Here is a 19098-nt window from a genome sequence, read left to right on the forward strand (position 1 = left end):
GACCAGGGTCCGGCCGCCTCGAACAAATCCGTTATTTCCTCGCGAGCAGGTCGCGGATTTCGGTCAGAAGCTGCACGTCGGCCGCCGGCGGGGCCGCGGCGGCGGGCTTCTCGCGCTCCAGGCGCTTGCGCAGGTTGTTCACCGCCTTGACCATCAGGAAGATGATGAAAGCAAGGATCAGGAAGTTCAGCACGACGGTGATGAAGCTGCCATAGGCGAAAACCGCGCCCTCTTTCTTGGCGTCGGCCAGCGCGGCCGAGTGGACGTTCGAGGACAGTCCGAAGAAGTAATTGTTGAAGTCCAATCCGCCGAAGATCGCGCCGACGATCGGCATGATGATGTCGTTGACCAGGGAATCGACGATCTTGGAGAAGGCGGCGCCGATGATGACGCCGACGGCCAAGTCCATCACATTGCCCTTGGAAATGAATTCCTGGAATTCTTTCAGCATCCCCATCTCCTGTTAGGGCGTTTCACCGTTTCACGGAAACGGCGAACCGCCCTATCTCCTTGTTTTGACGCAATTCCAGACGGAAGGTTACGGCGAAGACGCCGAACTTAACCGCACACGCTTTTCCTGGAATTGCTCTAGCCCATTTGCCTGTTTTGCGCCGTCAGGCGAAGACGCTCTCGCGCCTGAAATGCTTGACGAGCAGGTAGTAGAAGACCGCGCGATGTTTGTTGCGATTGGTCCGGCCGTACTGGTCGATGACCCTGGCGAGCCCCGAGTCCAGGCCGGCGTCTTCGGCCAGCCCCAGTCTTTTGACGAGAAAGTTCTTCTTGACCCGTTCCAGCTCCTCCTTGTCTGAGGCCGAGACGGTGGATGCATCCTTGTCGTAGATCGCCGGGCCGCAGCCCTTCGTCACCTTGGTCAGGAGATCCATGTCCGCCGTGAGGCCGCACTTCACCTTCAGGTCCGCCGCATATTTGCTGATCAGTTCGTCTTGCTTGCTCACACGCTTGTCCTCTCGTTTTCGGCTGAACGGCGACGCTGCCGTCGAGCCGCGCGGCCTGGTTGCCGCAAAGCCATGTCTGGATTGTCTTGCTGTTCGTCGGTGTCAGCCGCGGCCCGTCGCAAGCGCCCCGTCCGGGCTGGCCTGGTCGACGGCGGCCGGAAGATGCTGCGCCAGGGCGCCGGCCACCTGATCCAGCGGAATCCCGAACTGGCTCGCCAGTTGCTGAAGACGCTGGTCGCCAAGGGCCGCCTTGATCTCGTCGGGCGCGATCGGAAGATTTGCGGCGTTGGTGCTCAGCCAGGATTCGACGCGGTCGCCGAGACCCGACTTCTGCAGCATGGCAAGCACGCCCTGATAACCGCCGACGCTGGTCAGCGCATCGGCCAGGAGGTTCGAGCCTCCGCCCTGCTGCCCGCCCTGCAACGCGCTTTGCAGACTGTCCAAAAATCCCATCCGGAAACCTCCCGTCGAAAATCGCGCACGCCGTCGCGCTGCCGTTCAGGCGTGGTGGTCTAGGCCGTTTCGTGGGGTCGCGACACCTGACGAAGGTCAGGACCGAAAATGACGAAGGTCATATTCGCCAGCGGCCGATCGCATTCAAACCGGGCATCGCTCCTGGCAAGGCGGCTTCGCGTCTTTCGCGGCATAGCGGGGGGGCCGCTCGGCCCGGATCCGATGCGGCTCGAAGGACGACTGGCGTCAGCGCAGTCATTGCGATAGGTGACGATGGACATGACAGCGCAAATGCCACGCCCGACGTGTGACAGCCCGCGACTGCAACAAGTCGATTGCCTGTCACACGAATTAGGATTTGATATAACGGCCGTCACAGTATCAGTGAGCGTGGAAACCACGGGGAATGAAAATGAAAGCCGCCGAGCAAGCCGCAAAAGCCACGGATGGAGCCGCATCCGCGAACGGATCGGAAGCGACAATCCATCCCGAGGCGACGATCGATCAGGTTCGCAATCTCCTGTTCGGAGGCGCGCAGCGATCGCTCGAGACCAACCTTGCCGGCCTGCGCGAGGAAATGCAGGCCACCATCAAGCAGATCCAGGCGGACTTCGCGAAGGAACTCGCGACCCTGCAGGCGCATGTCCTGGAACTCGAGCGGGAGACCGAACAGAAGCGGCTCGCCTCGCAAAGGGACATCGGCGCCGCGATTTCGAACCTTGGAGCAACCATCAGCGGGCTAGGGTCCGGCCGCGCGGGAAAGTAGCATGACGTCCGCCGCCGGCCAGAACCGCGAGATCGAGCAGCTTAGAAAACTGCTCTTTCAAACGGAGGCGGCGCGTCTCGAGGCGCTGGGGGCGGACGTCGCCCTGCTTCAGCAATACATAGGCAACCCCGACCGTCTGGAAACGGCAACGGCCGACATCCTCGTCGCGGCGTTGGAGCGCGCCGAAGTCGTTCGGCCGCGCGAACTGGCGAACGTCATCGCGCCGTCCGTGGTTTCCGCGATCCGCAGCGAGATCAGGAACTCACGCGACCTCATGGTCGACGCGCTCTACCCGATCACGGGCAGGCTGGTCAGCGCGGCCGTGGCAAACGCTTTCAAGGAACTCGTGGCGCGGCTGGAACAGCGCCTCAATGCCCTGACATCGACGGAGCTTTGGATCGGGCGCATCAAGTCGCTGGCGACCGGCCGCCCGATCAGCGAGTTCGTTCTGGCTAACGCCAGTCCGCCGCGCGTCGACCGGCTGCTGATGATCGAGCGCGGCAACGGACGCCTCGTCGCGGATTGGAAGCGCGAAGCGACCTCCGACGAGCGGGCCGACCTGTTGAGCGCGATGGTCGCGGCGATCCTGGAGTTTTCCGTTCAGGCCCTCGCGGGAGAGGGCAACCTGCAGCAGCTCGATTTCGGCGGACGCGAGATCGTGCTTCGCGCCTCGCCCCGGTTCATCCTGGCTGCCGAGTGCATCGGTCCCCTTCGCCCCGTCGACGACGCCAGGATCAATTCGCTTTTCTTCGACACGATCGAGAATATGGATCGCGGCCTCGACTGCGACGCCGCCATGCTGGGGTCCCTGGCCGCCTCCATCGAAGCCGGTCCGGCCGCGGAGCCCAAATCGCGCCGGGGCGGAAAGGTCGTCCTGTTCGTGCTCGCGGCTCTCGTCGCCGCCGGGCTGGCATGGCTGGCGAGCGTCTATTTGACCCGCACGATGCTGGAGCGGCGCACGAACGACGCGCTCGTGGAACTGGCCGGCAAGGAACCGTTGCTGGAAACATTTCCGCTGCATCTGGATTTTGACCACCGCAACCGCAGCGTCTCGGTCTCCGGCATGGAGCCAGGCCAGGTGCGGACGGCTCCGCTGATCGACGCTCTGGCCAAAGCCGCCGCGCCCTATCGGGTCGTCGGCCGGATCGGAGTCGTGCCGGGCACGGAACAGGTGGCGGCGCTCAACGCCGATATCGACGCCCTGCGGCAATCGGTGACCGGCCTCCAGGCGGGCATCGACGAAAACCGCCAGGCGATCGCCGAGCTGCGGCAATCTCTTGCCGGTCTGCGGAAGTCCACCGGCGAAACCAGCGAAGCGGTTGCCGGCCAGCGGCAGTCTCTCGCAGGCTTGCAGGCCCGCATCGATCAGACGCGCGGGCCGAGCCAGGAAGAGCTGCAGTCCCTTGCCGGCCTGCGGGCGGGCATCGACGAAACACGCGCGGCGATCGCCGCGGAAACAAAATCCAGGAACCAGCAATACGAGGCCGTGCGGTCGATCGCCGACGGCCCCGCCGAGCGGCTCGACCGCTTCATGGCCTCGACGGCGATCTTCTTCGGCACGGGCGATGCGTTCGCCGACGACAACGAGGCCGGGCAACAGATCCGCGATCTGGCCGGCCTTCTTGCGGGCAACGACCTGAGGATCCGTGTCGTCGGGCACGCGGACGATACCGGAACGGAATCGACCAACCGCGCGGTCGCCCGCAAGAGAGCCGATCAGGTGGTGAGAGGATTGACCTCGCTCGGCATCGAACCGTCGCGGCTGTTCGTGGTTTCGCGCTCGTCATCGATGCCGATTTCCGACGTGCCGAGCGAAGGCAACCGCCGCGTCACCTTCGAAAATGTGTTCCGCGCCGAGCGCCCTCAATGATGCTCAGCGCAAAGGTCATGCTGCTTGGCGATATGGGTGTAGGCAAGACGTCCATCATGTACCGCCTCGTGCATGATCGTTTCGACGGCGAATACAAATCCACGCTCGGTGTCGAGGTGCTCAGCTACGATGTTCCGGCCGATCCGCTTCGCGGCGGCGACGCGGCGCGCCTCGTTCTGTGGGACACCGACGGCGATTTCGGGACCCGTATCTTCGACACCGTCTACGTCACCGGCGCGTCGGCCGCGATCGTCGTGTCGGACGTGACGCGCCCGCAAACCGTGACGCGCATGGTCGAGCTGGTGCGCAGCTTCGAGGCGAGATTTCCGGGCAGGCCATACAGGGCCCTCGTGAACAAGATCGATCTCGCCGAAGCCCCCGGCAGCGCCGAAGAGATCGGCCAGTTGCCGCGATCGAGCGTCACTTTCGTGAGCGCCAAGAACGGCGAGGGAATCGTCGATGCCTTTGCGGAGCTCGCCGAAACGATACGGCGTAGGCAGCTTTAGAGTGATCGGCGGCCCTGCCTTGCCGACAACAATATTGCCAAATCGTATCCCATAAGATACATATGCTCATGATCGAAGTCATCACGACCAATGTATTCGACGCATGGTTCGAGAGCCTTCGTGATCGCCGGGCGAAAGCCCGGATTCAGGCGCGCATCAGCCGTGTCGAGTTCGGAAACCTTGGCGACGCCAAGTTTTTTGACGGCATTGGCGAGCTGCGCATCGACTAGGGGCCAGGCTACAGGATTTATTTTCTGAAACGCGCAGACGTCATCGTCATCCTTCTGTGCGGCGGCGATAAGGGCAGTCAGAATCGCGACATAAAGCGAGCGCTGTAAATCGCCAAGGAGGTTTAAAATGGCAATCACGAACAGCAAGTGGGACGCGGCCAAATTCCTCGACACAGAAGACGACATCGTCGCCTACCTCGATGCCGTCATGGAGGAAGGCGATCTCTCTTTCCTGTGCAAGGCGCTTGGCGATGTCGCCCGATCCAGAGGAATGACGGAAATCGCCAAGAAAACCGGCATGTCCCGCGAAAGCCTCTACAAGGCGCTCAGCGAAAAAGGGAACCCTTCCCTTTCCACCGTAGCGGCGGTCCTCGACGCCATGGGACTTCGTCTCTCCGTCGCGCCTCGCGACCAAACGCACGCTGCATGATGCCTGGCGTTCGTCGGACATTGCGAAGTAATTTGGAAGCTTGGTACGCCCAAGGGGAATCGAACCCCTGTTCCCGCCGTGAGAGGGCGGTGTCCTGACCGCTAGACGATGGGCGCGCTCAAGAACCGGCTACATAGGCTGGCGGCCGGGAAAAAGCAACTGGGGTTTCTGGCACCCGAACCACTTTACGGATTGGCTGTGTCAGCCCTGGCGTTTCGGCTCGATCAGGTCCCAGAGATTGCCGTAGAGATCGGCGAAGACCGCCACCGTGCCATAGGCCTCGAAGCGAGGCGCTTCGCGGAACTCGACACCCCTGCCGAGCATCGCCTGATGGTCGCGGGAAAAATCGTCGGTCTCGAGGAACAGGAAGACCCGGCCGCCCGTCTGGTTGCCGATGCGGCTTGCCTGCTCTTCGCCGGATGCTTCCGCCAGGAGCAACCGCGCGCCTTGGCCCTTCGCCGGCGCGACGGTGACCCAGCGCTTGCCGCCGCCGAGATCGACATCCTCGGTGAGCAAGAAGCCGAGCCGCTCGACATACCAGGCGATCGCCTCGTCGTAATTGCCGACGACGAGCGCGACGGTCGCGACGCTGCGGCGTTCGGCAAAGACGCTCATTGGTGCGGGCTCATTTGTTGCGGATCGCGAACTGGCCGATGATGCGGCGCTCGGCAATGTCGTAGACGAAGATCGAACGGCTGCCGTCCGCCAACTCGGCATCGATCGACAGGCGGTTGCCGGAGAGCGACTGGCTGACCACCTTGGCGCCCACGGGAAGCACGATGTCGCCCGACAGCGGCGCGCCGGCCGGAGCCTGGACATCGCCGGCGGGCGCTAAGCCGGCCACCGGCGCGTTGCGGGCTTTGTAGACAAGCGCCCCGATCACCACCATAAGGGCGAGGAACAGAAGGCCGAGATTGACGATCATGAAGCGGACGAGCTTGCGGCGCACGTTCTCGGCCGCGGGGTCGAGCGGCTTTTCCTCGTCTTCTTCGGTGATCGGCCGGGCCATGGCTAAGCAATCCGCAACGGGTTTCGATGAGCGCTCATAACGAAGAGGCCCCGATATTGATAGAGGACGAATTGGCGGACGAGGAATCCGGCGAAGCTGTCGTGCTCGAAGCCGGCGCCGATGCCGTCGGCCAGCGTCTCGACCAGTGGCTTGCCGCCCGGCTCGGGCCGGAACTCTCGCGCAGCCGCGTGCAGGCGCTGATCCGCCAAGGCGCCGTCTCCATAGCCGGCAAGCCGGTGCTGGAGGCCAAGCGCAAGCTGGTCGCCGGTGACCGGATCGAAATCCTGGTGCCCGCGCCGGAGCCCGCCGCGCCGCAAGGCGAGGACATCCCCCTCGACATCCTCTACGAGGACGACGAGCTGATCGTCATCGACAAGCCTGCGGGACTGGTCGTCCATCCCGGCGCCGGCAATTGGACCGGCACGCTGGTCAATGCGCTGATCCATCATTGCGGCGACAGCCTGTCCGGCATCGGCGGCGTCAGGCGGCCGGGCATCGTCCACCGGCTGGACAAGGAGACCAGCGGCGTCATGGTCGTGGCCAAGACCGACCGCGCGCACAGGGCTCTGTCGGAGGCCTTTGCCGACCACGGCCGCACCGGCAATCTCGAACGCGCCTATTTGGCGCTGGTCTGGGGCATCCCGCAACGGCCGAACGGCACCATCGACGCCGCCTTGGGCCGTGCCGCCGACCGCGTGCGCCGCGCGGTGGTGCCGGAAAGCCGCGACGACGCGCGCCACGCCGTCACCCATTTCAGCGTCGTCGAGCGCTTCGGCGAAGGGCAGCAGGCTTTCGCCGCCGCAAGCCTGGTCGAATGCCGGCTGGAGACCGGCCGCACCCACCAGATCCGCGTGCACATGGCCCATATCGGCCACCCCGTGGTCGGCGACCCTGACTATGGGCTGGCCTTCCGCACCAAGGCCAACCGGCTGCCTGAGCCCTTGAAAAGCAAGGTCAAAGCCTTCCCCCGGCAAGCCCTGCACGCCTGGCTCCTTGAATTCGAGCACCCGACCACCCATCTAACGATGAGGTTCGAAGCGCCGATGCCGGGAGACATGGAGGAACTCGTCGGCGACTTCCGGAAACTTTGAACCCACCCGCCACGAACAAGCTGCAAACCAGCCATCAAAAAACCTGACCGGCGTTGTTCACTTCAACGTGACAGACTGTTTAGCGTTGAACAAATGCCTGTCTTTTCTGGTTTTGTTCCTATATATTGAGGTTGTCTGCGGATGAGCCTTTTGGCATCCGCGACGAATGCCCGCCGCGTTTCGGGGGCATCCACTCCAAAGAGAGAGGGGGCGCTATCATGGCCCAATCATTACCCAGTATCGTTTCCGGTGAAGGCGGTCTCGCCCGCTACCTGGAAGAAATCCGCCGCTTTCCGATGCTTCAGCCGCAGGAAGAGTACATGCTCGCGAAACGTTACGCCGAGCATCAGGACACCACGGCTGCCCACAAGCTCGTCACCAGCCACCTGAGGCTCGTCGCCAAGATCGCCATGGGCTATCGCGGCTACGGCCTGCCGATCGGCGAGGTGATTTCGGAAGGCAATGTCGGCCTCATGCAGGCCGTGAAGAAATTCGAACCGGAGCGTGGTTTCCGGCTTGCCACATATGCCATGTGGTGGATCAAGGCCTCGATCCAGGAATACATCCTGCGCTCGTGGAGCCTGGTCAAGATGGGCACCACCGCCAACCAGAAGCGTCTGTTCTTCAACCTGCGCAAGGTGAAGGGCAAGATCCAGGCGCTCGACGATGGCGACTTGAAGCCCGACCAGATCGCCGAGATTGCCACGCGCCTCAACGTTTCCGAGGCCGAAGTGGTGTCGATGAACCGCCGCCTGTCGGGCGACGCTTCGCTCAACGCCCCCATCCGGGCGAGCGAAGGCGAGTCCGGCGAATGGCAGGACTGGCTGGTCGACGACCACGAAAGCCAGGAAGAGATGCTGATCGAGCAGGACGAGCTGGAGAATCGGCGCGGCATGCTGTCTGGCGCGTTGTCGGTGCTCAACGATCGCGAACGGCGCATCTTCGAGGCCCGTCGTCTGGCCGAAGAGCCGCTGACGCTGGAAGAGCTGTCGGCCGAGTTCGACATCAGCCGCGAGCGCGTGCGCCAGATCGAGGTGCGCGCCTTCGAGAAGGTGCAGGACGCGGTCAAGGCCGCCGCCAAGCGCCAGATGCAGGCGCTGCGCACCATCGAAGCGCAGCCGGCGGCTTAACCGGCTCAAGGCAGAAATCAAAAGGCGGCGCTCCGGCGCCGCCTTTTTTGTTGTTTTCTTCGAATTTGGCTCCCGGTTAGGGCGTGCTGAGATTCAGGCTAGGCCGAGTCGAAAATGGTGGGTTTCGAGAACCGGAGCGGAGCGTACTTAAGTACGTGAGCACCGGAAGCGCAGAAACCCGCCGTTTGCAGACGGGCATCACCTGAATATCGGCTCGCCCTAGGCCGAGGGCTGCTTGGTCTTCCTGAGATAAGGCAGCACCGTCTCGTACGCCCCGAAGCGCTTGATCGCGTCCTCGTTGGAGACGGCGGCGGTGATGATGACGTCGTCGCCTTGCTTCCAGTTGGCCGGCGTCGCCACCTGGTGCTTGGCGGTCAGCTGGATGGAATCGATGACGCGCAGGATCTCGTCGAAGTTGCGGCCCGTGGTCATCGGATAGGTCAGCACCAGCTTGATCTTCTTGTCGGGGCCGATGACATAGACCGAACGCACGGTGGCGTTGTCGGCCGGCGTGCGGCCCTCCGAGCTCTCGCCGGCGCCGCCTGGCAGCATCTCATAGAGCTTTGCGACATGGAGATCTTTGTCGCCGATCAGCGGATAGCTCACCGTGTGGCCGGTGGCGGTCTTGATATCGGCCTGCCACTTGTCGTGGCTCGACACCGGATCGACCGAGATGCCGATGATCTTGACGTTGCGCTTTTTGAAATCGCCTTCCAGGCCGGCCATGGTGCCGAGCTCGGTGGTGCAGACCGGGGTGAAATTCTTCGGATGGCTGAACAGCACCGCCCAGCCGTCGCCGATCCAGTCGTGGAACTTGATGGTGCCCTGCGTGGTCTCGGCCGTGAAATCCGGCGCGACATCGTTGATACGAAGACTCATGACCTATCCCTACCCTTTTTTATGAAACGGTGGCCGGCGCGGCCGGCACGCGTTCTAAGCTAGCACCATCCCCGTATCGGTCAAACGCGGGGAGCCGTAGCCGAGGCCGCTGCAGGCGATTTTTTTTCGCGAGCGCCGGCAATCCGCGGCAGGATTTTCCACTTGCGAGAGGCAGAGACGCTCAGGCCTTCTTTATCGCCAGCGTCGCCGTGAGATCTTCCATGCGCTGCGCAAGCGCGCCGAGCGCGGTGGTGAGCACGCTGTCGCTCTTGTCGGCCTTGGTCAGCGCCTCGTCGCGCGTCTTGCGCAAGGTCAGCACCTCGCTCTCCATGCCCTTGACGCGCTTGATGAGCTCCGAAAGCTCGTCCATCACCATGATGCCGGCCATGACGGTGAGCCTCTGGTCGCCGATCTCGCCGAACGAATCCTTCAGATGCGAGACATAGCGGTCGAAGCGCTCGGCAAGGTCGATCAGGTGCTCTTCCTGGCCCTCGTCGCAGGCCATGCGGTACTGCTTGCCATCGATGGAAACGGTGACCTGTGCCATTGCCTTACCTGTCCAGAACCGCGCGGATGGTTTCCATGGCGGTCACCAGCCGCCGCGACACTTCCTTGTTGGCGTCTTCGAGACGCTCGGCGCGCGATTCGGAATTGTCGAGCTCCTGCGCCAGGCGCGAACGGTCGGCGTTCATGCGCTGCACCTCGGCCTCGGCTTCCGAATAATCGCGCTCATGCTCGAGCTTCGCCGCCACGGCGTTTTCCAGCCCTTCCATGGCCTTGCCCAGCCTGGCGATGACTTCCTTGAGGGTCGTTTCCCCGGTCATGGCCTCGTCCTATGCCCTGCCCATCACCGAATCGCGCGCATTCAGAACGCGTTACCTCGGAAAGATTAGGCGCCGGGTGAAGGGCGCGTCAACAAAGCTCTCGCGACTGTCCCCCGCTATCGCTAATGTAGGGCGCTCGATGCCATCACAAGCCCGGCAAAATCCGTCCCGATTTGTTGACTAAAAGGCCGTGCCTGCTATGTGTCGCGCACCCTTTCCCTAGGGTTCTCCCAAGCCCAACCCGTTCCCGGAGGAAGCATGAGCTCGCGCGAACAACATGACCGGATGGCCAATGCGATCCGTTTTCTTTCCATGGATGCCGTCGAGAAGGCGAACTCCGGTCATCCAGGCCTGCCGATGGGCTGCGCCGACATCGCCACTGTGCTGTTCAGCCGTTTCCTGAAATTCGACGCCAAGGCGCCGCACTGGGCCGACCGCGACCGCTTCATCCTGTCGGCCGGCCACGGCTCGATGCTGCTCTATTCGCTCCTCTACCTCACCGGCTATGAGGACATGACGATCGACCAGATCAAGAATTTCCGCCAGCTCGGCTCCAAGACCGCCGGCCATCCCGAGTACGGCCATGCCGCCGGCATCGAGACCACCACCGGTCCGCTCGGCCAGGGCTTGGCCAATTCGGTCGGCTTCGCGCTCGGCGAGCGCATCATGAACGCCGCCTTCGGCAACGATCTCGTCAGCCACTACACCTATGTGCTGTGCGGCGACGGCTGCCTGATGGAGGGCGTTTCCCAGGAAGCCATCGCGCTGGCCGGGCATCTGAAGCTCAACAAGCTGATCGTCTTCTGGGACAACAACAACATCTCGATCGACGGCCCCGTTTCGCTGGCCGACAACACCGACCAGGTCGCCCGCTTCCAGGCCTCGGGCTGGAACGCCAGCCACATCGACGGCACCGATCCGGAAGCGATCGCCTACGCCATCGAGGCGGCGCGCCATTCCGACAAGCCGACGATGATCGCCTGCAAGACCACCATCGGCTTCGGCGCCCCGACCAAGGCCGGCACCAACAAGGCGCATGGCTCGCCATTGGGTGCCGACGAAATCGCCGGTGTGCGCAAATTCTTCAACTGGGAGTCGCCGCCCTTCGAGATTCCCGCCGACATCCTCGACGCCTGGCGTGCCATCGGCAAAGGCGGCGCCAAGCCGCGCGCCGACTGGGAAGGCCGTCTGGCCAAGGCCGAGCCGAAGCTGAAGGCCGAGTTCGAGCGCCGCCTTGCGGGCAAGCTGCCGTCGAACTTCGACGCCGTCATCGCCGACTACAAGAAGAAGCTCTCGGCCGACAAGCCGAAGGTCGCCACCCGCAAATCCTCGGAAATGGCGTTGGAAGTCATCAACGGCGCGGTTCCCGAAACCATCGGCGGCTCGGCCGACTTGACCGGCTCCAACAACACCAAGACCAGCCAGACCAAGAACATCACGCCCGACGATTACGGCCAGCGCTATGTCCACTATGGCATTCGCGAGCACGGCATGGCGGCGGCGATCAACGGGCTGACGCTGCATGGCGGCCTGATCGCCTATGGCGGCACCTTCCTGTGCTTCTCCGACTATGCCCGCCCCTCGATGCGCCTTGCCTCGCTGATGGGCATCCGCTCGATCTTCGTCATGACGCATGATTCGATCGGCCTCGGCGAGGACGGCCCGACCCACCAGCCGGTCGAGCATCTGGCCGCGCTTCGCGCCATCCCGAACCATAACGTCTTCCGGCCGGCCGACGCGGTCGAAACTGCCGAATGCTGGCAGATCGCGCTCGAATCCGAAAAGACGCCCTCGACGCTGGCGCTGACCCGCCAGAACCTGCCGACCTTGCGCACCGAGCATTCGGCGAAGAACCTCTCCAGCCAGGGCGCCTACGAGCTGGCCGCCGCCAGCGGCGAGGCCGTGGTGACGATCTTCGCCACCGGCTCCGAGGTCGAGATCGCCCTCGGCGCGCGCGACCTGCTCGAAAAGCACGGCCATCCGACCCGCGTCGTCTCGGTGCCGTGCTTCGAGCTGTTCGACCAGCAGAACGAGGATTACCGCAAGAAGACGATCGGCAACGCCAAGGTGAAGGTCGCGATCGAAGCCGGCATCCGCCAGGGCTGGGACCACCTGATCGGCACCGACGGCATCTTCGTCGGCATGCACGGCTTCGGCGCCTCCGGCACGATCGAGCAGCTCTATCCGCATTTCGGCATCACCGCCGACGCCGCGGCCAAAGCGGTCGAAGCCCGTCTGCACGGCAAATAGGAATTGGCCCGGGCCCGGCAACGCCGATTGACGGTCTTGCCGGGCTGGATCAACCTAATCGATTTAGATGCGACCTTCTGCGGCTGGATTCTTGCGCCTTCCGCCGTTATGAAACTGCGGACCCATCCGCTTTCCAGCCCCAAGGGAGAGAACAATGACCGTCAGAGTTGCCATCAACGGATTTGGCCGCATCGGCCGCAACATCCTGCGCGCCATCCACGAATCCGGCCGCAAGGACATCCAGGTCGTCGCCGTCAACGACCTCGGCCCGGTCGAGACCAACGCGCACCTCTTGCGCTACGACAGCGTGCATGGCCGCTTCCCGCATGAGGTGACCGTCGACGGCGACCAGATCTCCGTCGGCAAGGAGAAGTTCAAGGTCACCGCGATCAAGGATCCGACCCAGCTGCCGTGGAAGGAGCTGGGCATCGACATCGCGCTCGAATGCACCGGCATCTTCACTGCCCGCGACAAGGCCGCCGCGCATCTGACCGCTGGCGCCAAGCGCGTCATCGTCTCGGCCCCGGCCGAAGGCGCTGACTTGACCGTCGTCTACGGCATCAATCACGACAAGCTGACCAAGGACCACATCGTCATCTCGAACGCGTCCTGCACCACCAACTGCCTGGCGCCGCTGGCGGCCGTGCTGCACGAGACTGTCGGCATCGAGAAGGGCATGATGACGACGATCCACTCCTATACCGGCGACCAGCCGACGCTGGACACCATGCACAAGGATCTCTACCGCGCCCGCGCCGCGGCGCTGTCGCAGATCCCGACCTCGACGGGTGCCGCCAAGGCGATCGGCCTCGTGCTGCCCGAGCTCAAGGGCAAGCTCGACGGCATTTCGATCCGCGTGCCGACCCCGAACGTCTCGGTCGTCGACTTCAAGTTCATCGCCAAGCGCTCGACCACCGCGCAGGAGATCAACGAAGCGGTCATCGCCGCCTCCAAGGGCAAGCTGAAGGGCGTGCTGTCGGTCACCCATCACCCGAACGTCTCGATCGACTTCAACCACGATCCGCATTCCTCGATCGTCGCCCTCGACCAGACTAAGGTCATGGACGGCAATTTCGTCTCGGTCTTGTCCTGGTACGACAACGAATGGGGCTTCTCGAACCGCATGAGCGACACCGCCGTCGCCTTCGGCAAGACCATCGCCTGATCCCACAGTTCCTTTTGATCGTGTGAAACGCCCGGCTTCGGCCGGGCGTTTTTCGTTTAGTCTCGGCCGTGCACCATTGAGATTAGCCGCAACACCAGTCGCTTCATCATTCTAGGGTGAAGCCCGTGGATGACGACGCAAAAGCGGCTCCTCCATTTTTCTGATATCGCCAGAACCCAAAAAACCACGCTGTCGCCTTGCACTGGTCATGTCTTCGCCCCACTCTCTGGTAAAGCGGGAAACAGTGGGGATTCTGGAGGGGCAATAACGGATGGAGCATGCGATCTATCTCGTGACGCTGGTCGGCACGACGCTCATTGTCGCCGCCGCGTTTTCGAGCTTGATCGCCTTCCGCTTCGGCGCTCCCTTGCTGCTGCTCTTCCTCTGCATCGGGCTTGCCACCGGCGTCGATGGCCTCGGCATCGAATTCGACAATGCCCGCCTTGCTTATTTTGCCGGCTCGCTGGCCTTGGCCATCATCCTGTTCGATTCCGGTTTCGGCACGCCGCTCAACGCGCTCAGGCAAGCGGCCGGGCCGGCGCTGTCGCTGGCCACGATCGGCGTCATCCTGACCACCGGCATCTTCAGCGTCGCCGCTTCCTATTTCCTCAAGCTCAGCTGGCTGGAGTCCTCCCTGCTTGGCGCCGCCGTCGCCTCCACCGACGCGGCCGCCGTGTTCTTCCTGCTGCGCGCCGGCGAGATCCATCTGCGCGAGCGCGTTCGCGCGACGCTCGAAGTGGAATCCGGCACCAATGACCCGATCGCCATCTTCCTCACCATCACCCTGGTCGAGATCATCGCCGCGCATGCCAACCCGGAAGCCAATGTGCTGGCAACCAACCTTTTGCTCGGCTTCCTCGCCAATATGGGACTCGGCGCCGTCGTCGGCGTGCTCGGCGGCTTTGGCATCGTGCGCCTTGTCGAGCGGCTGAATCTCGACCACGGCCTGTTGCCGATCTTCGTGCTGACGCTGTCGCTGATGGTGTTCGCGGCGGCCGGCGCCATCGGCGGCTCGGGCTTCCTCGCCGTCTATCTTGCCGGGCTGATCGCCGGCAATTCCGACATCCGCGCCGTCACCATCCTGAAGCGCTTCCAGGACGGCATGTCGTGGCTGGCGCAGATCATCATGTTCCTGATCCTCGGCCTGTTCGCCACGCCCTCGCAATTTCCGGCGATCCTGCTGCCGGCGATCCTGCTTGGCCTGTTCCTGATCTTCGTCGCCCGGCCTCTGGCCGTCTGGCTCTGCCTGATCCCGTTTCGCCTGCCGCGTCCCGAGGTCGCCTTCGTCTCCTGGGTCGGCCTGCGCGGCGCGGTCTCGATCCTGCTCGCCATCACGCCGCTGCTCGGTGGGCTCGAGCATGGCCGCCTGATCTTCAACGCCGCCTTCATCATCGTGCTGGTGTCGCTGGTGGTGCAGGGCTGGACCGTCGGCCCGCTGGCGCGGCGCCTTGGCCTGATCGTGCCGGCCCGTCTCGGGCCGCTGGACAAGGTGGAGCTCGAATTGCCGGGCTCGGCCCATCACGAGCTGCTTGCCTATCGCGTCGCGCCCGGCAGCCCGGTGGCGCGCGGCGAGCGCATCCCGCGCTGGGCGCGGCCCTCGCTGGTGCTGCGCGACGGGCGCTCGATGCGCTTCCAGGACATGGGCCGGCTCGCCGCCGGCGATCAGGTCTACATCTTCGTGCCGGACCGCTACCCGCGCCTGCTCGACAAGCTTTTCGCCAGCCGCGCCGTGGTCGATCCGGAGGATGCCGACTTCTTCGGCGCCTTTGCCGTCGATCCCGCCCGCTCCGCCGCGGAGCTGGAAGCGGCCTACGGGCCAGGCCTGACCGAGGCGGAACAGAAGCTCAGTGTTGCCGCGATGGTTTCGGATCGGCTCGGCGGCCGCCCCGAATACGCCGACCGCGTGGTGATCGGCCCGATCGAGCTGATCGTGCGCGATGTCGACGAAAAAGGCAGGATCACCGGCCTCGGCCTGTCCTTCGAGCCGACCGCGCCGGTGGCGCGTGTGCCGGTCTTCATGAGCGCCGGCGAGATCGGCGACCGCCTGGCCGCCCTCATCCGCAACTGGCGCAGGCCGGCGGAACAACAGGCGGCAGGAGACGTGCCGATCGACACCGTGGCTCCCGGACCGGACGGGCAGAAGGCAACCGGCGAAGGCTGATGTCTCACGCCGACATCATTTTTGCGCGCGCGCCGTCAACGCGGTGCTTGCATCGTCTTTCGCGCCGGGTATGGTCCCCGCGTTTTCACTAAAAAGGAACGACAATGGCCGGCTTCAAGACACTCGATGATATCGGCGCCGTCAGCGGCAAGCGCGTGCTCGTGCGCGTCGACCTCAACGTTCCCGTCGCCGACGGCAAGGTGACTGACGCCACCCGCATCGAGCGCGTCGCGCCGACCATCGCGGAGCTCTCGAAAAAGGGCGCCAAGGTCATTCTGCTGGCGCATTTCGGCCGCCCCAAGGACGGCCCATCGGCAGAATTCTCGCTGGAGCCGATCGCCAGGGCCACGGCTGAAGTTCTCGGCCGCCCGGTCGGCTTCGCCGCCGACTGCGTCGGCGAAAAGGCCGCGGATGCCGTCGCCGCCATGAAGGACGGCGACGTGCTGCTGTTCGAAAACACCCGCTTCTACAAGGCCGAGGAGAAGAACGAGCCGGCCTTCACCGAAAAGCTCGCCGCCAATGGCGACATCTATGTCAACGACGCCTTTTCCGCCGCGCATCGGGCGCATGCCTCGACCGAGGGCCTGGCCCGTCATTTGCCGGCCTATGCGGGCCGCACCATGCAGGCGGAGCTCGACGCGCTGGAAAAGGGTCTCGGCAATCCGGTTCGGCCGGTGGTCGCCATCGTCGGCGGCGCCAAGGTCTCGAGCAAGATCGACCTGTTGATGAATCTGGTGAAGAAGGTCGACGCGCTGGTGATCGGCGGCGGCATGGCCAACACGTTCCTGGCAGCGCGCGGCACCGACGTCGGCAAGTCGCTCTGCGAGCATGATCTTGCCGGCACCGCCAAGCAGATCATGATCGAGGCGGCCGAAGCCGGCTGCGCCATCATCCTGCCCGCCGACGGCGTGATAGCCAGGGAATTCAAGGCGGGTGCGCCCAGCGAGACCGTCGCCATCTCGGACGTGCCGGCCGATGGCATGATCCTCGATGTCGGCGCAAAGACCGTGCAGAGCGTCAACGACTGGATCGACCGCGCCGCCACCTTGGTCTGGAACGGCCCGCTTGGCGCTTTCGAGATCGAGCCCTTCGACCGCGCCACGGTAGCGGCGGCCAAGCATGCGGCGGCCCGCACCAAGGCAGGCAAGCTGGTGTCGGTCGCCGGCGGCGGCGACACGGTGGCGGCGCTCAACCATGCCGGCGTCGCCGACGACTTTACCTATGTCTCGACCGCCGGCGGCGCCTTCCTCGAATGGATGGAAGGCAAGCCGCTGCCCGGCGTCGAGGTGCTCAAGCGGTAAACAGTCCGGGAGCGGTAAAAGCGCCCGGGACTTTCAATCGATTCACGCTTTCCGGGGTCATTCCTTTGGCAGTAATGTTCTGCTAGCGCGGAACAAACGCACCATAGGAGAGCACCCATGAGCGAACGTCTCGAAGACATTGCCGCTGCCATCGTGGCCGATGGCAAGGGCCTGCTGGCCGCCGATGAGAGCTCCGGCACCATCAAGAAACGCTTCGACGTCATCGGCGTCGAATCGACCGCCGACAACCGGCGCGACTATCGCGAGATGATGTTCCGCTCCAAGGAAGCGATGACAAAATACATCTCCGGCGTCATCCTCTATGACGAGACCATCCGCCAGAACGCCGCCGACGGCACGCCGCTGGTCGACATCATCAAGGCGGCCGGCGCCATCCCGGGCATCAAGGTCGACGCCGGCGCCAAGCCTCTCGCGGGCTTTCCCGGCGACACCATCACCGAGGGCCTGGATGGGCTGCGCGAGCGGCTCGCCGACTACTACAAGCTTGGCGCCCGCTTCGCCAAATGGCGCGCGGTGATCGACATCGACACCGCCAGGGGCGTGCCGTCGGCCAATTCGACCGCCTCGAACACCCATGCGTTGGCCCGCTATGCCGCGCTTTGCCAGGAAGCCGGCATCGTGCCGATCGTCGAGCCGGAAGTGCTGATGGACGGCGCGCATTCCATCGATGTCTGCTACGACGTTTCGAAGGCGACGCTGGTCAAGCTCTATGACGAGCTCTATGCGGCGCGCGTCGTGCTGGAGGGCTCGATCCTGAAGCCGAACATGGTCATCTCCGGCAAGAAGTCCGGCAGGACCGACAGCCCCGAGGAAATCGCCGAGAAGACGATAAAGCTGTTCCGCGAAGTGGTCCCGGCGGCGGTGCCGGGCATCGCCTTCCTCTCCGGCGGCCAGGAGGACGAGGAGGCGACGGCCAACCTCAACGCCATCAATGCCATCGGCCCGCACCCGTGGAAGCTGACCTTCTCCTACGGCCGCGCGCTGCAGGCCGCGCCGCAGAAGGCATGGAGCGGCAAGGCCTCGAACGTCGCCGCCGGCCAGGCAGCCTTCACCCACCGCGCCCATATGAACCATCTGGCGGCGCTTGGAAAATGGCAGCCGGCGCTGGAAAAGGCCGCCTGACGCTACTCTCTTTCGTGTACCGAAAACCCGGGCCACCAGCCCGGGTTTTGTTTTTTGTGCGCCGCATTCCTACCTGATGCAGCGAAACAGCGGCTGCTGTGTCGGGTTGAGCCGATGTCGAACGTCCTTGGCAGGAGAGGACAGGAGATGGTCATGCAACGCAATGCCGTGGTTTCGCGCGAAGACTGGTTCGAGGCGCACAGAAAGCACCTTGAGCGCGAGAAGGAACTGACAAAGCTCCGCGAAGTTATCGCCGCCGAACGGCGGCAGTTGCCCTGGTTCAAGCTGCGCAAGGACTACGTCTTCGAAAGCGAAGCGGGACCGAGGCGCCTTGGCGACCTGTTCGCCGGCAAGAGCCAGCTCATCGTCTATCATTTCATGATGGCTCCGGGTTGCGACCACCGTTGCCAGGGCTGCTCGTTCCTTGCCGACCATATCGACGGCGCCAACCAGCATCTGAAGCATCATGACGTGTCGCTGGTCGTCGTCGCACGCGCGCCGCTGGCCGAGATCCTGCCTTACAAGCAGCGCATGGGCTGGAAGTTCGGCTGGGTGTCGTCCTATGCATCCGATTTCAACTTCGATCTGCAGGTTTCCTTCACCGACAAGCAGATCGCTGCAGGCGAGACCACCTACAATTTCGAGAAGCGTTCGTTGCGGTCGAAGGACCTGCCCGGCACCAGCATCTTCTATCGCAACGAGTGCGGCGACATCTTCCTCACCTTCATGTCGCGCGCCCGCGGCGGCGACGCGCTGATCGGCGCCTATCATTACCTCGACATGACCCCGAAGGGCCGCGACGAGGCCGGTCCATATCACAACCTGATGGACTGGGTGCGCCTGCACGACGAATACCAGGACAAAAGTGGAGAGCAACCGGACTGCTGCGAGTAATCGGCCTCGTTCACCTCGGACGAAACATGCGCTAATGGCT

General features: G+C 63.9%; 19 protein-coding genes, 1 tRNA gene and 2 pseudogenes. 13 read left to right on the forward strand and 9 right to left on the reverse strand.

Features of this window, described 5'->3' with window-relative positions; genetic code table 11:
• Nucleotides 1-31: 31 nt before the first annotated feature.
• The 3 genes and pseudogenes from mscL to LB572_RS16080 form a co-directional block, all read right to left on the reverse strand.
• Complete coding sequence (gene mscL, locus LB572_RS16070; RefSeq protein WP_140804138.1) at nt 32-451, reverse strand: large conductance mechanosensitive channel protein MscL; 420 nt, start codon at nt 449-451, stop codon at nt 32-34.
• A gap of 163 nt (nt 452-614) precedes the next feature.
• Nucleotides 615-956, reverse strand: coding sequence for a DUF2853 family protein (locus tag LB572_RS16075; RefSeq protein WP_140804140.1), 342 nt, complete (start codon nt 954-956; stop codon nt 615-617).
• Nucleotides 957-1058: 102 nt separating this feature from the next.
• Nucleotides 1059-1415, reverse strand: a pseudogene (locus LB572_RS16080) (YidB family protein); the annotation flags it as partial.
• A 400-nt stretch (nt 1416-1815) separates the two neighbouring features.
• On the opposite strand from LB572_RS16080, the gene LB572_RS16085 reads away from it, so the two are divergent.
• The 5 genes and pseudogenes from LB572_RS16085 to LB572_RS16105 all read left to right on the forward strand — a co-directional run bounded on the left by LB572_RS16085 (nt 1816) and on the right by LB572_RS16105 (nt 5211).
• Nucleotides 1816-2175 (forward strand): hypothetical protein, encoded by a 360-nt coding sequence (locus LB572_RS16085; protein ID WP_224668386.1) that lies wholly within the window; start codon nt 1816-1818, stop codon nt 2173-2175.
• A 1-nt stretch (nt 2176) separates the two neighbouring features.
• Nucleotides 2177-4045, forward strand: a complete 1869-nt coding sequence (locus tag LB572_RS16090; RefSeq protein WP_224668387.1) for an OmpA family protein — start codon at nt 2177-2179, stop codon at nt 4043-4045.
• Complete coding sequence (locus LB572_RS16095; RefSeq protein ID WP_224668388.1) at nt 4042-4551, forward strand: Rab family GTPase; 510 nt, start codon at nt 4042-4044, stop codon at nt 4549-4551. Before LB572_RS16090 ends, LB572_RS16095 begins: the two co-directional genes overlap by 4 nt.
• A gap of 68 nt (nt 4552-4619) precedes the next feature.
• Nucleotides 4620-4889, forward strand: a pseudogene (locus tag LB572_RS16100) (type II toxin-antitoxin system RelE/ParE family toxin).
• A 19-nt stretch (nt 4890-4908) separates the two neighbouring features.
• Entirely contained in the window at nt 4909-5211 is a 303-nt protein-coding gene (locus tag LB572_RS16105; protein WP_224668389.1) for an addiction module antidote protein, read from the forward strand.
• Nucleotides 5212-5252: 41 nt separating this feature from the next.
• Here LB572_RS16105 and LB572_RS16110 read toward each other — a convergent pair.
• The 3 genes from LB572_RS16110 to LB572_RS16120 form a co-directional block, all read right to left on the reverse strand.
• Nucleotides 5253-5327 (reverse strand) — tRNA-Glu (locus tag LB572_RS16110).
• Nucleotides 5328-5412: 85 nt separating this feature from the next.
• Nucleotides 5413-5826 carry a VOC family protein gene (locus LB572_RS16115; RefSeq protein WP_224668390.1) on the reverse strand — a complete coding sequence of 138 codons (414 nt, stop codon included), beginning with the start codon at nt 5824-5826 and terminating at the stop codon, nt 5413-5415.
• Between the two features lie 10 nt (nt 5827-5836).
• Nucleotides 5837-6220: a fimbrial protein gene (locus tag LB572_RS16120; RefSeq protein ID WP_224668391.1), complete on the reverse strand. Its 384-nt coding sequence runs from the start codon at nt 6218-6220 to the stop codon at nt 5837-5839.
• A gap of 26 nt (nt 6221-6246) precedes the next feature.
• Here LB572_RS16120 and LB572_RS16125 point away from each other — a divergent pair, with 26 nt between their 5' ends.
• Nucleotides 6247-7311 (forward strand): RluA family pseudouridine synthase, encoded by a 1065-nt coding sequence (locus LB572_RS16125; RefSeq protein WP_224668392.1) that lies wholly within the window; start codon nt 6247-6249, stop codon nt 7309-7311.
• A 218-nt stretch (nt 7312-7529) separates the two neighbouring features.
• Nucleotides 7530-8441, forward strand: a complete 912-nt coding sequence (gene rpoH, locus LB572_RS16130; RefSeq protein ID WP_140804154.1) for an RNA polymerase sigma factor RpoH — start codon at nt 7530-7532, stop codon at nt 8439-8441.
• 219 nt (nt 8442-8660) lie between these two features.
• Here rpoH and LB572_RS16135 read toward each other — a convergent pair whose 3' ends face one another.
• From LB572_RS16135 to LB572_RS16145, 3 genes are all read right to left on the reverse strand, one after another.
• Complete coding sequence (locus tag LB572_RS16135) at nt 8661-9320, reverse strand: peroxiredoxin (protein ID WP_224668393.1); 660 nt, start codon at nt 9318-9320, stop codon at nt 8661-8663.
• Nucleotides 9321-9501: 181 nt separating this feature from the next.
• The gene (locus LB572_RS16140; RefSeq protein WP_224668394.1) at nt 9502-9867 is read right to left on the reverse strand and encodes a cell division protein ZapA; all 366 of its coding nucleotides are present in this window, start codon (nt 9865-9867) and stop codon (nt 9502-9504) included.
• A gap of 4 nt (nt 9868-9871) precedes the next feature.
• Nucleotides 9872-10144 (reverse strand): DUF4164 domain-containing protein, encoded by a 273-nt coding sequence (locus LB572_RS16145; RefSeq protein ID WP_140804159.1) that lies wholly within the window; start codon nt 10142-10144, stop codon nt 9872-9874.
• Between the two features lie 258 nt (nt 10145-10402).
• Here LB572_RS16145 and tkt point away from each other — a divergent pair, with 258 nt between their 5' ends.
• The 6 genes from tkt (at nt 10403) to LB572_RS16175 (ending at nt 19058) form a co-directional block, all read left to right on the forward strand.
• The gene (tkt, locus tag LB572_RS16150) at nt 10403-12394 is read left to right on the forward strand and encodes a transketolase (protein ID WP_224668395.1); all 1992 of its coding nucleotides are present in this window, start codon (nt 10403-10405) and stop codon (nt 12392-12394) included.
• A gap of 154 nt (nt 12395-12548) precedes the next feature.
• Nucleotides 12549-13559: a type I glyceraldehyde-3-phosphate dehydrogenase gene (gap, locus tag LB572_RS16155; RefSeq protein ID WP_224668396.1), complete on the forward strand. Its 1011-nt coding sequence runs from the start codon at nt 12549-12551 to the stop codon at nt 13557-13559.
• Between the two features lie 271 nt (nt 13560-13830).
• Nucleotides 13831-15720, forward strand: coding sequence for a potassium/proton antiporter (locus tag LB572_RS16160; protein WP_224668397.1), 1890 nt, complete (start codon nt 13831-13833; stop codon nt 15718-15720).
• A gap of 104 nt (nt 15721-15824) precedes the next feature.
• A complete protein-coding gene (locus LB572_RS16165; RefSeq protein ID WP_224668398.1) occupies nt 15825-17021 on the forward strand; it encodes a phosphoglycerate kinase in 1197 nt (398 codons plus the stop codon).
• Nucleotides 17022-17138: 117 nt separating this feature from the next.
• Nucleotides 17139-18164: a class I fructose-bisphosphate aldolase gene (locus tag LB572_RS16170; protein ID WP_224668399.1), complete on the forward strand. Its 1026-nt coding sequence runs from the start codon at nt 17139-17141 to the stop codon at nt 18162-18164.
• A 153-nt stretch (nt 18165-18317) separates the two neighbouring features.
• Complete coding sequence (locus LB572_RS16175; protein WP_224668400.1) at nt 18318-19058, forward strand: DUF899 domain-containing protein; 741 nt, start codon at nt 18318-18320, stop codon at nt 19056-19058.
• Nucleotides 19059-19098 lie beyond the last annotated feature (40 nt).

Source organism: Mesorhizobium sp. BH1-1-5, assembly GCF_020165615.1.
In the GTDB taxonomy this organism is placed as follows: domain Bacteria; phylum Pseudomonadota; class Alphaproteobacteria; order Rhizobiales; family Rhizobiaceae; genus Mesorhizobium.

What these genes read in the sequence shown, in the direction of transcription:
- tkt (WP_224668395.1), top strand. Translation starts at nt 10,403, where the DNA reads ATGAGCTCGCGCGAACAACATGACCGGATGGCCAATGCGATCCGTTTT.
- LB572_RS16175 (WP_224668400.1), top strand. Translation starts at nt 18,318, where the DNA reads ATGCAACGCAATGCCGTGGTTTCGCGCGAAGACTGGTTCGAGGCGCAC.
- LB572_RS16165 (WP_224668398.1), top strand. Translation starts at nt 15,825, where the DNA reads ATGGCCGGCTTCAAGACACTCGATGATATCGGCGCCGTCAGCGGCAAG.
- LB572_RS16170 (WP_224668399.1), top strand. Translation starts at nt 17,139, where the DNA reads ATGAGCGAACGTCTCGAAGACATTGCCGCTGCCATCGTGGCCGATGGC.
- LB572_RS16135 (WP_224668393.1), bottom strand. Translation starts at nt 9,320, where the DNA reads ATGAGTCTTCGTATCAACGATGTCGCGCCGGATTTCACGGCCGAGACC.
- LB572_RS16105 (WP_224668389.1), top strand. Translation starts at nt 4,909, where the DNA reads ATGGCAATCACGAACAGCAAGTGGGACGCGGCCAAATTCCTCGACACA.
- LB572_RS16115 (WP_224668390.1), bottom strand. Translation starts at nt 5,826, where the DNA reads ATGAGCGTCTTTGCCGAACGCCGCAGCGTCGCGACCGTCGCGCTCGTC.
- LB572_RS16160 (WP_224668397.1), top strand. Translation starts at nt 13,831, where the DNA reads ATGGAGCATGCGATCTATCTCGTGACGCTGGTCGGCACGACGCTCATT.
- LB572_RS16145 (WP_140804159.1), bottom strand. Translation starts at nt 10,144, where the DNA reads ATGACCGGGGAAACGACCCTCAAGGAAGTCATCGCCAGGCTGGGCAAG.
- LB572_RS16140 (WP_224668394.1), bottom strand. Translation starts at nt 9,867, where the DNA reads ATGGCACAGGTCACCGTTTCCATCGATGGCAAGCAGTACCGCATGGCC.
- mscL (WP_140804138.1), bottom strand. Translation starts at nt 451, where the DNA reads ATGCTGAAAGAATTCCAGGAATTCATTTCCAAGGGCAATGTGATGGAC.
- gap (WP_224668396.1), top strand. Translation starts at nt 12,549, where the DNA reads ATGACCGTCAGAGTTGCCATCAACGGATTTGGCCGCATCGGCCGCAAC.
- LB572_RS16120 (WP_224668391.1), bottom strand. Translation starts at nt 6,220, where the DNA reads ATGGCCCGGCCGATCACCGAAGAAGACGAGGAAAAGCCGCTCGACCCC.
- LB572_RS16095 (WP_224668388.1), top strand. Translation starts at nt 4,042, where the DNA reads ATGATGCTCAGCGCAAAGGTCATGCTGCTTGGCGATATGGGTGTAGGC.
- LB572_RS16085 (WP_224668386.1), top strand. Translation starts at nt 1,816, where the DNA reads ATGAAAATGAAAGCCGCCGAGCAAGCCGCAAAAGCCACGGATGGAGCC.
- rpoH (WP_140804154.1), top strand. Translation starts at nt 7,530, where the DNA reads ATGGCCCAATCATTACCCAGTATCGTTTCCGGTGAAGGCGGTCTCGCC.
- LB572_RS16090 (WP_224668387.1), top strand. Translation starts at nt 2,177, where the DNA reads ATGACGTCCGCCGCCGGCCAGAACCGCGAGATCGAGCAGCTTAGAAAA.
- LB572_RS16125 (WP_224668392.1), top strand. Translation starts at nt 6,247, where the DNA reads ATGAGCGCTCATAACGAAGAGGCCCCGATATTGATAGAGGACGAATTG.